This is a genomic window from Herbaspirillum sp. RTI4, from assembly GCF_034313965.1.
Classification (GTDB): domain Bacteria; phylum Pseudomonadota; class Gammaproteobacteria; order Burkholderiales; family Burkholderiaceae_D; genus Herbaspirillum.
Genome location: NZ_JAVIWQ010000002.1, coordinates 1106512 through 1120417 on the forward strand (window position 1 = coordinate 1106512; position 13906 = coordinate 1120417).

A 13906-nucleotide genomic window follows, 5' to 3' on the forward strand; every position below is an offset into this window, starting at 1 on the left:
CTTGCCACTCTTATCCTAACGGAGGACGTATGCCTGTGATCATCGTAGCCAACCCCAAGGGCGGTGTCGGAAAAAGCACGCTGGCGACCAATCTGGCCGGTTATTACGCCGCTTGCGGCCACGCGGTTCTGCTGGGCGACATCGACCGCCAGCAATCGGCGCTTGCCTGGCTCAATCTCAGGCCCGCCGAGGCACCGCCTATCGTCACCTGGGATATCCGTTCCGACCATATTGCCCGGCCGCCCAAAGGCACCAGCCATGTCGTGCTGGATACCCCCGCTGGCTTGCGCGGCCATCGTCTCAATGAAGTGCTGAAAATGGCGCACAAGATCATCGTTCCCTTGCAGCCGTCGATTTTCGATATCTTTGCCACGCAGGAATTTCTGCAACGGCTGGCCGACGAAAAAGCCGTGCGCAACGGCGATATCGACGTCGGCATTGTCGGCATGCGGGTCGATGCCCGCACCCGTTCCGCCGAGCAACTGCAACGCTTTATCGAAAAACTGAACCTGCCGCTGATCGGCACGCTGCGCAACACGCAAAATTACGTGCAACTGGCCGCACACGGCCTGAGCCTGTGGGATCTGGCCCCCGGCCGCGTGCAGCGCGACCTCGACCAGTGGTCGTCCATCCTCGACTGGGTCGAAAGCCCTGCGATACGCCTTCAGGAACCGCAGGCTTGAATGCACCACGCGCGTTTGCCACTTCGCCCCCTTCGGCCCCTTTGCCCCTTTGCCCCTTCGGATTCACTGATTCTCTTTCTCTTCTTCACTGTTGCTATGAAAAAATTGCTGGCCTCGTTGCCTCTGCTGTTGTCCCTCTCCTTGCTTGGTCTGGCCTCCAAGGCCCAAGCCGCACCACAAATCCAGTCCTGGACGCTGGCAAACGGCGTGCGTGTGCTGCTGGTTGAAAACCATGCGATACCGATGCTCGACATGCGGGTCGATTTCGATGCCGGCGCACGGCGCGATACGCCCGGCAAGTCGGGTCTGGCCAGTCTGACGCTGGGCTTGCTGTCGAGCGGCGTAGCCGCGACTAAGGACGGAATCGATGCCAACGGTGCCGCCCAGCCAGCCTTGTCCGAAGCGCAGATTCTCGACGGTTTCGCCGATATTGCCGCCCAGCCGCAGAGCAGTCTCGACAGCGATCGCGCCGATATTGGCCTGCGCACCCTGTCTGCCGCCACGGAACGCGATGCCGCTGTCACCCTGCTGGCGCGGATGCTGGCGCAATCGAGTTTGCCTATCGCGCTGTTCGAACGTGACCGCACGCTCCAGATCGCCGCCGTGCGCGAAGCGCAGACCCGGCCGGCATATATCGCTGCGCAGGCCTTCATGGCGCGTCTCTACGGCACGCATCCCTATGGACAGTCACCGTCAGTGGCCTCGCTGGAAGCGATCAGCCATGCCGATGTGCAGACCTTTTACCGGTCGCATTACGTCGCCCGCAATGCCGTCGTGTCTCTGGTCGGAGATGTGACGAAAGCGCAGGCAGACGCCATCGCGCAACAACTGACGCGCAATCTGCCGCAAGGGGACGCCTTGCCGGCCATGCCGGAGGTTCCGCCTGCTGCGGCGAGTGAGCAGCAGATCCCGCATCCTGCATCGCAGGCGCATATCCTGATCGGCGCACCGGCGCTGGTGCGCGGCGACCCGGATTTTTTTGCGCTGCTGGTCGGCAACCATATCCTCGGCGGCGGCGGGCTGGTTTCGCGGCTGTCGGAAGAAGTGCGGGAAAAACGCGCGCTCACTTATGGCATCAGCAGTGGTTTTAGTGGGATGAAGCAGGCCGGACCGTTCCAGATCAAGGTGCAGACCAAGAAGGAGCAGACCGCGCAGGCGCTGCAAGTGACCCGCGATACGCTGGCGAAATTCTTGCGCGATGGCCCCAGCGAAGCCGAAATGCAAGCGGCCAAGGACAATCTGATCGGCGGTTTTCCGCTCAACATCGACACCAACGGCAAGTTATTGCAATTGGTCACGCTCATCGGCTATTACGGACTGCCGCTCGATTACGCCGACACCTGGACCGCCAACGTGGCCCGCGTCACGCGCGCCGATGTCCTGCAAGCCTTCCGTCGCAAGCTGGATGCGGGACGCATGAGCACCGTCGTCGTCGGAGGAACTTTATGAAGCAGGCGAGCAAAAAAGCGCCTAAGCAGGTGCCGCAGCATCAGGCAGTGCAATCGCATCAGGTGCGCATTATCGGCGGGCAGTGGAAGCGCACGCCGCTCATGGTATCGGCCGCCGCCGGTCTGCGGCCTACGCCCGACCGGGTGCGGGAAACCGTATTCAACTGGCTAGGCCATCTGCTCGACGGCAACTGGAGCGGTCTGCAATGTCTTGACCTGTTCGCCGGATCGGGTGCGCTTGGTTTTGAGGCCGCCAGTCGCGGCGCAGCGCAGGTCACGCTGGTGGAAAACAGTACGCCAGCGCTACAGCAGCTCGACGCGGCAAAAACCCGACTCAATGCGCAGCAGGTCGGCATTGTGCGCAGCGATGCGCTGGTGCTGGCAACCGCGCTGGCGCAGCGTCAGCCGGGTAGTTTTGATCTGGTCTTCGTCGATCCGCCCTACCACCAGGGATGGCTGGAAAAGATCATGCCGCAATGCGCTCAATTGCTCGCGCCGGGTGGGCTGGCGTATGTGGAAGCAGAGGAATCGCTGGAAGGCGTGGACGCACCAGAATGGACGGCGCAATGGGAAATATTGCGCGCCGACCGTGCCGGTTTGGTTTTTTATCATTTGCTGCGTTGCAAAAGCGCCGCTTGAATTAAGGCATAATGGCCTCCCGGCAGTGTTGTTGCCGATGACATATATAAACACAAGACAGCGGTCAGGCCGCTAGTCTCTGGGACATTGAGGGAGAGGAACGCCACATGGTCATAGCTGTTTATCCTGGAACATTCGATCCATTGACACGAGGTCATGAAGATCTGGTACGTCGCGCATCTGGCTTGTTCAGCGAGCTGGTGGTCGGCGTGGCTGACAGCAAAAACAAAAAACCGTTTTTTTCGCTGGAAGAGCGGCTGTCGATTGCCAATGAAGTGCTGGGTCACTATCCCAATGTCCGGGTCGAGAGTTTTTCCGGCTTGCTCAAGGATTTCGTGCGGCAAAACAATGCCCGCGTGATCGTGCGCGGCTTGCGCGCTGTGTCGGACTTCGAATATGAATTCCAGATGGCGGGCATGAATCGCTACCTGCTGCCGGATGTCGAAACCTTGTTCCTGACACCCTCCGACCAGTACCAATTCATCTCCGGCACCATCGTGCGTGAAATCGCCCTGTTTGGCGGCGACGTATCGAAATTCGTTTTTCCTTCGGTCGAACAATGGCTGAAGAAAAAAATGGATGCCAACGCCGCCCTGGAAGCCACCGCCGCAAAATGATACTCATGCTGCCACTCTGCCTCTTGCCGGAGCCTGCATGGCTCTGCTGATCACCGACGACTGCATCAATTGCGATGTGTGCGAGCCGGAGTGCCCGAACGCGGCCATTTACATGGGGCCGCTGATTTATGAAATCGACCCCCACAAATGTACCGAGTGCGTAGGGCATTTTGATGAGCCGCAATGCCAGCAAGTCTGCCCGGTCAGTTGCATCCCCTTCGATCCCGCCTGGCGCGAAAGCAAAGAGCAATTGCAGGAAAAATACGAGGCTTTGCAAGTCGCGGCCGGTTTGAAATAAGGACTCAGGCGGGCGCATCCTGACCGCTGCTCAGATCTGACCCGTCGTCCGAAAAGTGCCTGCAAGTCATTCGCCCATGTCGGCGCAAAAGCTGAGTTCTTCCGCTGGAACATCTGCTTAGCGGGTCAGTACTTCCGCCGTTTTTGTTTCCACGTTCCCTTCCGCTTTTTCTTCCATTTGCTCTTCTTATTTCAGGAATTCCATGCTGTCGTTCTCTTCTTCCGCTGCGGGCGCTCTGCTGCTTAATGCCCTGATATGGGGGTTGTCCTGGATAGGCTTCAAATCGCTACAAGTGCAAGGCATGCATCCCCTGTGGGCGACCGCCTTCATTTTTACCTGTTGCACGGCAGTTATGGTTTTGGCGCGGCCGGGCGCATGGCGCGAGATGTGGCGTCATCCCGAACTGCTCTATGTCGCGCTGGCCACCGGCCTGACCAATGTTTGCTTCAATATCGCCATGGCCTTCGGCGACGTGGTGCGGGTGGTGCTGCTGTTTTATCTGATGCCGGTGTGGGCGGTGTTGCTGGCGCGACTGATCTTGAACGAGGCCATCACGCCGCGCGCGCTGGCGCGCATTGCACTCGGTCTGGGTGGCGCAATGATCGTGCTATACCGGCCTGAGCTGGGTTTGCCGCTGCCACGCTCGGGCGCGGATTGGGTCGCCATTCTGGGCGGCCTGTCGTTCGCCTTCACCAATGTCATGTTGCGGCGCTTGCGTGGAGTGCCGGACGGCGCGCGCGCCATCGCCATGTTCGGCGGCGCAGCGCTGCTGGCGGGTGTGCTGGCAGGCGTACTGCTGATGCTGGGATGGGTAGTGAGCTTGCCGGCCCACTTCGATGCGCACATCGTCTCGACGCTGGCGCTGTGGACTGTGCTGCTGCTGATTTCCAATATGTGCCTGCAATACGGCGCGGCCCGCTTGCCGGTCAACATCATCGCCGTCATCATGCTGAGCGAAATTCTGGTGTCGGCCTTGTCTTCCTGGTGGATGGGGGCGACGCACCTGGGCTGGCAGGATATGGTGGGCGGGCTGCTGATTGTGGCTGCGCCCTGGGTCGTGCGCGACTTGCCGACTGGCAAAACGCTGCCATCGTAATTTACGAGGACGCTGTCCCGGCTGGCGCAGACGGATGGTTATCGTGTAATCCCTCAGCAGCGATAAGGCGATTGCGGCCGGTATGCTTGGCGCGGTACAGGGCCTGATCGGCCCGCGCCAGAAGCTGTTGCTTGAGTGCCTCGGCGCTGACGCTGCGGTCGGGTGCAATGACTGCCGCCGCGCCGCCTGAAATAGTGACGCTGACCGGCGCAAAGCCGCTGATTTCCATATTGCGGGACGCAATACTGAGACGGATGCGCTCGCCGATACGCATGGCATCGGCCATCGTGGCCTGATTCAGCAGCACCACAAATTCTTCTCCACCGAAACGGGCAAAGGAATCGCTGAGGCGCAATTCCTTTTTGATCCGGTTGGCCACTTCGCACAAGACCTGATCGCCGCTGTGATGGCCGAACTGGTCATTGATGCGCTTGAAGTGATCGATATCCATAAACAGGCACGCCAGCCCCGATCGTTCCCGCTGCGCGCGCGCCAGTTCTTCCTGCAGGCGTTGTTCGATGTAGCGACGGTTGCTGATGCCGGTGAGCGGATCGGTCAGACCGATATGCTTGAGGCGCTCGCTGTTGATCACATTTTCCAGACAGATAGCGACAATGGACGCCAGCCGCTCAATGAAGTCGGTTGCCAGATGGCTGGCAAAGCGGGTTTCATGCGCGCTGCCCAGCGCCAGATAACCGATTAACTTGTGTTGTCGTGACAACGGCAGAATTGCCACGCTGGCGGGGACATAGAGGGGAAACATGGGGCGATGCCGCTGACTATCGTAGGTCCCGAGTTCCGGGCCGGACTTGTCGTCCGGCAAGGGTGCTTGCCGGAACAGCAGATGGGGAAATTCCCTGAGACCGATTTTCAGGTCGTCCAGGATATGACGGATATCGTAATCGGCGTCGATCAGGGTCAGCGTCACGGCTTCCAGTTGGAAGGTGTGCGGCATGGTTTGGGAAATCGCTTCGATCAGTTCGCGAAAACTGCCGGAACCGATCAGACTCAGATCGAATGCCTGATGCTTGTGCATGATTTGCTGGTTGGTATGGGCCAGCTTCAGCAATTCCTGCATTTCGGCATGCAGACGATGGTTCTCGTCGAGCAAGTCCTCATTCATCGCCGACAGATCCGCGGCGTGCGATGGTTCCATGTCTGTCCCGGTCTGAAAGCCGACTGTTTGATCGATCTGCGCCGCAGCTTGCGTCGCCCCTGTCCTAACTGTCCGAAGTTTGCCACACGAGTAGTACCGCAGTATTACAGACGGCTCAGGGAATGTGTTTCCTGAGCCGTCTTTTCAATCGAAGCTGGCAGATGGCAGCGTGATTTAAAGCAGAATTTACAGCGCGCTGAAAAAACGGGTCGACATGCTCTCCAGTCCCACGCTGCGCAACACTTCCTGCAAGCGTTCGGCTGGCCGTTGTCGCGGCAAATCCTTGTAACGGGCAATGATCAGCTCGTTTTTCATCGAATGCTCCCAGCCCACCAGTTCCGTTACGCTGACCTGATACCCGTGCGCTTCCAGTTGCAGGCAGCGCAAGACATTGGTCAGCTGGCTGCCAAATTCGCGGGTATGCAGCGGATGCCGCCACAGTTCAGTGAGCGAAGACTGCTGCAAGGCCTTGCCCTTGTTCAGATTCAAGGCTTTGGCCACTTCGGCCTGACAGCAAGGCACCAGCACCATGAATTTGGCCTGTTTTTGCAGGGCAAAGTGGATGGCGTCATCGGTCGCCGTATCGCAGGCATGCAAGGCGGTCACGATATCGATGTGCGCCGGCAACAAGTCCGACGTGGTCGATTGCGCTACCGACAAATTAAGAAATTCCATGCCCGGAAACCCGAGCCGGGTCGCCAGTTGTCGCGATTGCTGCACCAGCTCTTCGCGCGTTTCTATGCCGAAAATGCGTGAGCCGCTATCGAGCGTTTTGAAAAACAGGTCGTACAGGATGAAGCCCAGATAAGACTTGCCCGCACCGTGGTCGACCAGCTGCACGTCGGGATGATCGAGGCGAATCTCTTGCAGCAGCGGCTCGATGAACTGATAGAGGTGGTACACCTGCTTGAGCTTGCGACGGCTGTCCTGATTGAGCTTGCCGTCGCGCGTCAGGATGTGCAATTCCTTGAGTAATTCCAGCGACTGACCGGGGCGGATTTCGGGCGGCAGCACCGCCGCTTCCGGCACCTTGGTTTTGGTTTTGTTTGTACTTTTAGACATTGAACAGGAAATTCATCACATCGCCATTTTTGACGATGTATTCCTTGCCTTCAGAACGCATCTTGCCGGCTTCTTTCGCACCCGCTTCGCCCTTGAAATGGATGAAATCTTCGTAAGCAATGGTCTGGGCGCGGATAAAGCCGCGTTCAAAGTCGGTGTGGATCACACCGGCAGCTTGCGGGCCGGTCGCGCCCACGTGGACGGTCCAGGCGCGCACTTCCTTGACGCCAGCGGTGAAGTAGGTTTGCAGGCCCAGCAGTGTGTAGGCAGCGCGGATCAGGCGATCCAGCCCCGGCTCTTCCAGACCCATGTCGGCCAGGAAAGCGCCCTTGTCGGCGTCGTCCAGATCGGCAATTTCGGCTTCCATTGCCGCGCAGATGGCGACGACCGGCGCATTTTGCGCTTTGGCGTAGGCGGTCAGCTGATCGAGCAGGGGATTGTTTTCAAAACCATCGTCGGCCACATTGCCGACAAACATCGCGGGCTTGGCGGTAATCAGGTAGAGCGGTTTAATCAGTTCCATCTCTTCGGCATCCAGACCGGCGGCGCGCACCGGTTTGGCATCGTTGAGGAAAGGCATGATGCGTTCCATGATGGCCAGCAGCTTGACGGCATCCTTGTCGCCGGCGCGTGCTTTTTTGCTTTCGCGATGGATGGCTTTTTCCAGCGCGGCCAGATCGGCCAATGCCAGTTCGGTCTGAATCACGGCGATATCGTCCAGCGGATCGATGCGGCCGGAAACGTGAATCACGTTCGGATCTTCAAAGCAACGCACCACGTTGACGATAGCGTCGGTTTCGCGGATATGCGCCAGAAACTGGTTGCCCAGTCCTTCGCCCTTGGAAGCACCGGCCACCAGCCCGGCGATATCGACGAATTCCACCGTGGCGCGCTGGATACGCTCTGGCTTGACGATCTCGGCCAGCGCGGTCAGCCGCGGATCTGGCACCTCGACGATGCCGTTGTTCGGCTCAATGGTGCAGAAGGGATAGTTTTCGGCAGGGATGCCGGCCTTGGTTAGTGCATTGAAAAGGGTGGACTTACCAACGTTGGGCAAGCCGACAATGCCGCATTTGAGACTCATGAGAAATTTTCCGGATCGAGAGGTTATTTGTTAGTTGTGCTGCGAATTGTGCTGCGCTTGCCGGGTATTTCCTGCGCTGTTGGCCTCTGGGGAGAGGCGCTCAGACCGGCAGGTGGCATGCCAAGCCGCAATTGTAACCGTTCGCTTGCCGGGATAAGGCCAAAAGGGTGGGGGAGGCGTTGTGGCTGTCCGACTTCGCCCTAAGCTATATCACTTGATTCAGGCCTGCCTGCCCCACGTAAACGCGGCACTTGTCAGAGGTAAATGACCTCGACGATCGCACTGCCCTTGAGTTCAATATCGGCGTTGCTGGGGACGTTGCCCCCTTTTTCGATGGACGCAGCCAACTCCATTGGGAAGACGAAGCGCGTGCCGCTTATCAGCACGGTATTGTTCGAGGGGGCGATCAGGTGGCCAGAGGAGGTGTCCACATAGGGCCTGCTAGTGAGGGAATCTCTTGCCGGGCCCGTCATGAGGTGGGAACTGGTAAGGGTGCCGGTGGCATCGGTGACCGACACTTTGTTCATGCGAATCGCCAGGGCCGCGATGGGTTGTCCACTCGTGGAGCCTAGTGAAAAAAACTTGATCGGGGCAAGATTTATGGCGAGTGCGCCTGAACCAGGCTGCTTGAATTGAAAATTCATCCCACGGTTGGGCTTGCTCGACGCAGGCCGGTTGTCCGTTATTTTGAGCGCCACCAGCGTCGGGCTGTCGCACTGAACCGTGGCGGAAAAGGGTTTGGCATCCACTCCGACGGAGGCCGATGGGCTGAGTTGGCCACGCAAAATTTCACCGAAATCGACAAGACCATCATTTTGCAGCTCAATCTGGCAAACGGTCGCTTTGAGTGCTCCCGTCATTTTCCACGGCGCCGTCATGGCGGCGTGCGTCGCGGTAGCCACCATCCCCAGGAGGGCGCTTGCCAGACACTGCATTATTATTGATTTCGCAGAAGCTGTTTTCATGGCGGGTCACGTAGGGTGAGTCGTGTGTGCTGCGGAGCAAATTCAGGGGGCGGCGCGTTGGTAAAAGGACGGTCGCCCCCACTGTTCTGAACTTGCCCTCGCACTTACTTCGCTTACTTTATTGAAAAGACTTTACAGATAGTGGATTTCCATCGTGGTCCTGCCTTCCAGTTCGACGTCGTCCGTACCGGCAAGCAGGGCACCCTCGTTGAGAGTGGTTAGCACCTTGATAGGGAAGCTGAATTCTTTCCCTGCTGCGTTGCTCCAGGACGTACCGCCGCCTGTGGTCGTCGTTATATAAGGTTTACGGCTATCGAAAAACTTTTCGTTGAGATATCCACAGGCGCTTGCGCATGCTGCAACAGTGTCAGTCACATCGAGATAGGCATCGACCGAGGTGCCATCATTTTTGGTGACCGTCGGCTTCTCGAACTGCAAAGCATAGGCACCAATGGAGACGTTAGGGGCGAAGCGGCCCAGACCGAGTAAAGATTCTGATGGCAGTGTAATTAAAGTGGAGCCCATGACTTGGGTGGGCAATGGGGTGTCCGGTTTCATGTCCGTGCCCGGGTTGTCATCGGTCACCTTGACCCAGATAAGAGTGTCCATATTGCAGCTGACTTCCAGCGTAATGGCTTTCTCGCTCAGATAATTAGCCTCACCCGGATTCAGGCTGCCGCGCGGAATAACGCCGTAATCAACCTCGCTGACGATATTCGCATCACACGCGGGCATCGTGATCTTGGCGCTCAGATTGAGAGCGGAGCTGGCAGGGGTTGCTGCGCCAGCGTACCCGGCGAGACCCAGCAGAAAAGCGAATCCGCCGAGTTTTTGAATGTTGTTCATGGTGCTGAATTCCTTGAGTGAAGAATTGGGTAACTTACGGACAAAGCCGCTGGCGTTGTTGCATTGCCTTGCCGTGCTAGAGCACTGTCTGCGGCAATGCGCCTAGCCAGTGGCGTTGTTGCATTGCCTTGCCGTGCTAGAGCACTGTCTGCGGCAATGCGCCTAGCCAGTGGCGTTGTTGCATTGCCTTGCCTTGCCGTGCTAGAGCACTGTCTGCGGCAATGCGCCTGGCCAGTGGCTTTGTGCGTAAGTCCTAAAACCGTAACCGGCCCTATTCATTTCGGAGGCTATGTTTTCATGGATGGCCGCGCAGGGTGCGAGAGGTTGTCGCACTGAGTACGGTCGCCTCCGCTGCGCTGAACTTGCCAACGCGCCCACTTTTCAGAAACTGCCTTACAAAAAGTAGATTTCCATCGTGGCTTTACCTGCCAGATCGATGTTCGTGGTGCCGGTAAGAAGCGAGCCTTTGTTGAGTGTGGTGGCAACCTTGATGGGGAAGGTGAATTCTTTCCCTGCGGGGTGGCGCCAGGAACCACTTTCGTTGACGGTCGCCGATACATAAGGCGAGCTGCTTCTGACAACCTCTTTCGCGGTTCCACAGCTACTCGTGCACTCTCGGGGACGGTCAGATAAAGCAATAAGGGCGGTAGTACTCACGGCAGTATTGTTGATGACCGTTGCCTCGTTGAATTGCAAAGCATAGGCTCCGACGGAGACGCCATCGGCGAACTTGCCCAGGCCCAAAAAAGCTTCTGGCGGCTGATCCGGGTGAGCGCCGACATCGAATTCCATTCCCAGGTAGCCACCCGGCTTCATGTCCGCCCCGGTATTGTCGTCAGTCACCTTGACCCACAGCATGGTATCCATATCGCAGCTAATTTGTAGCGCGATAGATTTTGGTGGCAGGAAAGTAAACTCTGTGGGGTTCAACGAGCCGCGTGAGATGCTGCCGTGGTCGACCGTGCCGGAGATGGTTGCGTTGCACGCGGGGGCTTTGATTTTGGCGCTCAGAGTGAGTGCTGCGGTAGCCGGCGCAGGCGTTGCTGCGCAGGCGTAACCGGCGAGGCCCAGCAGAAAAGCGAATCCGCTGATTTTTTGTATGTTGTTCATGGTGTTGAATTCCTTTAATGAAAAAATGATCCGCGCAAGAGTCATCAGAGATAGACGACGGAGACCGTGGCATCGCCTTTGAGCACAATTTCGGCGGCGGAAGGGATGTGATAGGTGGACATGACGGAGGCCGCGATTTCAAGAGGAAAAACGAAATCTCTGCCAGAGCTGGGCACGTTGATGCCGGCGGCGTAAGGAGCCACCAGTTCGGACGGTTTCACATGCGTAAAGTTGGCATAAGTCGCGCCATTCATGGCGGCGTAGTCGCTTCCCATCCTTACCCCTGCGATCTCCACGGTGTCGACTTTAATCTTTTCTACGCGTATCGCAAAAGAGGCTAAACCCACGGGAGTGGTCTCGTCAGTGCTGAAGCTGAAGTAATGAGTAGTCTGCAGGTTAGTTTCGTCAGGACCATTGCCGCCAGGCTGGAATTTGAACTTCATTGCAGCGGTAGGTCGGCTTGCTGCCCGGTTGTCTTCTACCTTGAGCGCGATCAGCGTGATGCCTGAGCAGCTCACATTGGCGTTGATTTTTTTCGAACCGATACCGGTGGGGTCGGTGGAGCTGAGTATGGTGCGGGCAATATCGTCGAATGTAACGACGCCGCTGTCGTCCAGAGCGATGGTGCAGGCGGGAGTGCCGAGTGTACCTTTGACTTCCAGCGAGACGGAACTGGCTGCATAAGTGGATGCGGTGGCGGCGGCCAGAACAGTGGCGGCAAAGAGTTGCGTACGGAGCTTCATGTGAAACCTTTCATAAATAGAAAAATGCTTTGTTCAGGCCATCAGGAAGTGGCAAAAAAACAAACTTTGCGCAGGGCGATGCCACCGTCACGCTGCATGATGGAAATCGCAAAAAAACAGGAGAGACGAATCGGGAGACGAGTCATTCATGCACCTTGCTATGGTCGGGTAATTTCCGTGCGGAAACCATCAGAGCTGCCCTATAAATGCTTAAGAGTGGTCTGAATTTGTGTGCTTGCTTGCTTATTTCTTGCTTGTTGTTTGCCTGTTGCTGGCGTCTTGTTTGATGTCGGGAGCTGGGGTGGGGTAGTCGTATCAGGAATGGTGTGCGGAGGGGAGTCCTATAGCACAGAGAAATCCAGTGCGGAAAAATTTCAGGCAGGCCCGCTTTTGTCCGCCGCCAGAAGCCTTACAGATAAACGATTTCCATCGTGACTTTGCCGTCAAGTTCGGCGGTATCGCCTGCTTTAAGGAGGGAGCTTTTGTTGATCGTTGTTGCCACCACGATGGGGAAGGTAAAGGTTTTTCCCGCTGCCGGGTCCCAGCTGCTGCCGTTGTATGTGACCGCGCCAAAATAGGGTACTAAATTTAAAAAAAATGCTGTATCAGCTGGAGTTTCGCTGATCGCACCGGTAGCGCTGGACGCCCTGATTAACTTGACGGGCATGCTTGCATTAGCGCTATTGACTACCGTTGCGTAAGCGAACTGCAAGGCATAGGCGCCGATGGGAATGCCCGCGCTGTTCTTGCCCAGCCCGAGTCCAGAGCGATTATCCATGGTGTATAGGCCCGTACCGAATTTCATCTTGAGATCCCCGGATGGCTTCATGCCAGCCCCCGTTTTTTCATCGCTCACTTTGATCCGCAGAAGGGTATCGCCCTCGCAGTCGATGTTGAGGGTGATGTTTTGACTGTTGAGTTGAGTTAGTTGCGTCGGGTGCAGCAAGGCGCGGCTGATCACGCCGTGATCGACAGTGCCGGAAATGCTTGCGTTGCACGGGAGTGCCTTGATTTTGGTCGTCACCGTCAGCATGGACGATGGTGAGACGGATTTCGCTGCCCCGGCAGAACCGCCAAGGCCCAACAGGAAGAGGAATCCAGCAAGTGTTTGTATTCGCTTCATGTTGTTGAATTCCAGCAATGGATCGGAGATAGCAGGCAGAGATCGTGGCGGGGGCTTTGAGCAGGGTATTGTCAGGCAATCCCCCTGAGGGATGCCATCGGAGTCGCCTTATAAAGAGGTAAGAATGGTCTGAATCGGGGAGCTTGTTGGGGAGGGCGTCGTGCGCAGGCAAAGAAATTGTCCGATGTACGCTTACAGATAAACAATTTCCATCGTGATCTTACCGCTAAGCTCGACGGTATCGGTGGCACTAAAGGCAGTACTTTTGTTGATGATTGCTACCACCGCGAGGGGAAAAAGAAAGGTTTTTCCCTTCGCCGGGGTCAAGCCGTCGCTGGAGGTGGCCGTACCAATATAGGGCGTAGACCGGTCGTAATATGTCTGAGCGAATCCGCCGCCGCTTATGGAGCCGGCAGGGGTGGCGGAGATGATGACTCTAGTACTCATGCTCGTGCCAGCACTGTTGACGACCGTTGGGGTCCCAAATTGCAAAACGTAGCCACCGATGGGAACTCCATTGGTACTTTTTCCCAATCCCAGCAGGTTGCTTGTGCCAACGGAGGTGGTTTCGCTACCGAACAGGATAGGGACGTACCCGGTACCCAGGGATATCGCCGTACCCGGTTTTTCATCGGTCACTTTGAACCGCAGAAAGGTGTCGCTTTCGCAAGTGATGTTGAGGGAGGTGCCATTACTTTTTAGTTGAGTCGTTTTCGTCGGATTCAACAAGGAGTGGCTGATCACGCCGTAATCGATATTGCCGGAGACGCTTGCGTTGCACGCGGGGGCCTTGATTTTGGCAGTCGCGGTCAGCATGGCCGATGGCGGGATGGGGTCCGCCGCCCCGGCAGAACCGAAAAGGCTCAACAGGAATACGAATCCAGCGAGTGTTTGTATTCGGTTCATGTTGTGGGATTCCTGCAATGGATCCGCGATAGTCGACAGAGATCGTGGCGGGGCTTTGAGCAGGGTATTGTCAGGCAATCACCGGAGGGACGCCATCGGAGTCGCCTTATAAAGAGATAAGAATGGTCTG

Annotated in this window: 15 protein-coding genes; 6 read left to right on the top strand and 9 right to left on the bottom strand. The window is 57.2% G+C overall.

What is annotated here, in order from left to right; genetic code table 11:
- The first annotated feature begins 29 nt into the window (after window positions 1-29).
- From RGU70_RS05200 to RGU70_RS05225, 6 genes are all read left to right on the top strand, one after another.
- Window positions 30-683 (top strand): ParA family protein, encoded by a 654-nt coding sequence (locus RGU70_RS05200; RefSeq protein ID WP_322208330.1) that lies wholly within the window; start codon window positions 30-32, stop codon window positions 681-683.
- Between the two features lie 96 nt (window positions 684-779).
- The gene (locus tag RGU70_RS05205) at window positions 780-2132 is read left to right on the top strand and encodes a pitrilysin family protein (RefSeq protein ID WP_322208331.1); all 1353 of its coding nucleotides are present in this window, start codon (window positions 780-782) and stop codon (window positions 2130-2132) included.
- Window positions 2129-2770 carry a 16S rRNA (guanine(966)-N(2))-methyltransferase RsmD gene (gene rsmD / locus RGU70_RS05210; protein WP_322208332.1) on the top strand — a complete coding sequence of 214 codons (642 nt, stop codon included), beginning with the start codon at window positions 2129-2131 and terminating at the stop codon, window positions 2768-2770. Before RGU70_RS05205 ends, rsmD begins: the two co-directional genes overlap by 4 nt.
- A gap of 107 nt (window positions 2771-2877) precedes the next feature.
- Window positions 2878-3387: a pantetheine-phosphate adenylyltransferase gene (gene coaD, locus RGU70_RS05215; protein ID WP_322208333.1), complete on the top strand. Its 510-nt coding sequence runs from the start codon at window positions 2878-2880 to the stop codon at window positions 3385-3387.
- Between the two features lie 37 nt (window positions 3388-3424).
- Window positions 3425-3685, top strand: a complete 261-nt coding sequence (locus RGU70_RS05220; protein WP_322208334.1) for a YfhL family 4Fe-4S dicluster ferredoxin — start codon at window positions 3425-3427, stop codon at window positions 3683-3685.
- Between the two features lie 202 nt (window positions 3686-3887).
- Window positions 3888-4781, top strand: coding sequence for a DMT family transporter (locus RGU70_RS05225; protein ID WP_322208335.1), 894 nt, complete (start codon window positions 3888-3890; stop codon window positions 4779-4781).
- Window position 4782: 1 nt separating this feature from the next.
- Here RGU70_RS05225 and RGU70_RS05230 read toward each other — a convergent pair whose 3' ends face one another.
- The 9 genes from RGU70_RS05230 to RGU70_RS05270 form a co-directional block, all read right to left on the bottom strand.
- Window positions 4783-5937, bottom strand: coding sequence for a sensor domain-containing diguanylate cyclase (locus RGU70_RS05230; RefSeq protein WP_322208336.1), 1155 nt, complete (start codon window positions 5935-5937; stop codon window positions 4783-4785).
- A gap of 186 nt (window positions 5938-6123) precedes the next feature.
- A complete protein-coding gene (locus RGU70_RS05235) occupies window positions 6124-6999 on the bottom strand; it encodes an SAM-dependent methyltransferase (protein ID WP_322208337.1) in 876 nt (291 codons plus the stop codon).
- Window positions 6992-8083, bottom strand: a complete 1092-nt coding sequence (gene ychF / locus RGU70_RS05240) for a redox-regulated ATPase YchF (protein ID WP_322208338.1) — start codon at window positions 8081-8083, stop codon at window positions 6992-6994. The genes RGU70_RS05235 and ychF overlap by 8 nt, the downstream gene beginning before the upstream one ends.
- A 254-nt stretch (window positions 8084-8337) precedes the next feature.
- Window positions 8338-9048 (bottom strand): DUF1120 domain-containing protein, encoded by a 711-nt coding sequence (locus RGU70_RS05245; RefSeq protein WP_322208339.1) that lies wholly within the window; start codon window positions 9046-9048, stop codon window positions 8338-8340.
- Window positions 9049-9180: 132 nt separating this feature from the next.
- Window positions 9181-9894: a DUF1120 domain-containing protein gene (locus tag RGU70_RS05250; protein ID WP_322208340.1), complete on the bottom strand. Its 714-nt coding sequence runs from the start codon at window positions 9892-9894 to the stop codon at window positions 9181-9183.
- Window positions 9895-10287: 393 nt separating this feature from the next.
- Window positions 10288-11004 (bottom strand): DUF1120 domain-containing protein, encoded by a 717-nt coding sequence (locus tag RGU70_RS05255; protein WP_322208341.1) that lies wholly within the window; start codon window positions 11002-11004, stop codon window positions 10288-10290.
- A gap of 44 nt (window positions 11005-11048) precedes the next feature.
- A complete protein-coding gene (locus tag RGU70_RS05260; RefSeq protein ID WP_322208342.1) occupies window positions 11049-11747 on the bottom strand; it encodes a DUF1120 domain-containing protein in 699 nt (232 codons plus the stop codon).
- Window positions 11748-12156: 409 nt separating this feature from the next.
- Window positions 12157-12888: a DUF1120 domain-containing protein gene (locus RGU70_RS05265; RefSeq protein ID WP_322208343.1), complete on the bottom strand. Its 732-nt coding sequence runs from the start codon at window positions 12886-12888 to the stop codon at window positions 12157-12159.
- A gap of 174 nt (window positions 12889-13062) precedes the next feature.
- Window positions 13063-13776: a DUF1120 domain-containing protein gene (locus RGU70_RS05270; protein WP_322208344.1), complete on the bottom strand. Its 714-nt coding sequence runs from the start codon at window positions 13774-13776 to the stop codon at window positions 13063-13065.
- Window positions 13777-13906 lie beyond the last annotated feature (130 nt).

Bases quoted from the DNA above. Each gene is read 5' to 3' on its own strand.
- ychF (WP_322208338.1), bottom strand. From the start codon at position 8,083: ATGAGTCTCAAATGCGGCATTGTCGGCTTGCCCAACGTTGGTAAGTCC.
- RGU70_RS05200 (WP_322208330.1), top strand. From the start codon at position 30: ATGCCTGTGATCATCGTAGCCAACCCCAAGGGCGGTGTCGGAAAAAGC.
- RGU70_RS05235 (WP_322208337.1), bottom strand. From the start codon at position 6,999: ATGTCTAAAAGTACAAACAAAACCAAAACCAAGGTGCCGGAAGCGGCG.
- RGU70_RS05255 (WP_322208341.1), bottom strand. From the start codon at position 11,004: ATGAACAACATACAAAAAATCAGCGGATTCGCTTTTCTGCTGGGCCTC.
- RGU70_RS05250 (WP_322208340.1), bottom strand. From the start codon at position 9,894: ATGAACAACATTCAAAAACTCGGCGGATTCGCTTTTCTGCTGGGTCTC.
- RGU70_RS05270 (WP_322208344.1), bottom strand. From the start codon at position 13,776: ATGAACCGAATACAAACACTCGCTGGATTCGTATTCCTGTTGAGCCTT.
- coaD (WP_322208333.1), top strand. From the start codon at position 2,878: ATGGTCATAGCTGTTTATCCTGGAACATTCGATCCATTGACACGAGGT.
- RGU70_RS05220 (WP_322208334.1), top strand. From the start codon at position 3,425: ATGGCTCTGCTGATCACCGACGACTGCATCAATTGCGATGTGTGCGAG.
- RGU70_RS05225 (WP_322208335.1), top strand. From the start codon at position 3,888: ATGCTGTCGTTCTCTTCTTCCGCTGCGGGCGCTCTGCTGCTTAATGCC.
- RGU70_RS05205 (WP_322208331.1), top strand. From the start codon at position 780: ATGAAAAAATTGCTGGCCTCGTTGCCTCTGCTGTTGTCCCTCTCCTTG.
- RGU70_RS05245 (WP_322208339.1), bottom strand. From the start codon at position 9,048: ATGAAAACAGCTTCTGCGAAATCAATAATAATGCAGTGTCTGGCAAGC.
- rsmD (WP_322208332.1), top strand. From the start codon at position 2,129: ATGAAGCAGGCGAGCAAAAAAGCGCCTAAGCAGGTGCCGCAGCATCAG.
- RGU70_RS05260 (WP_322208342.1), bottom strand. From the start codon at position 11,747: ATGAAGCTCCGTACGCAACTCTTTGCCGCCACTGTTCTGGCCGCCGCC.
- RGU70_RS05230 (WP_322208336.1), bottom strand. From the start codon at position 5,937: ATGGAACCATCGCACGCCGCGGATCTGTCGGCGATGAATGAGGACTTG.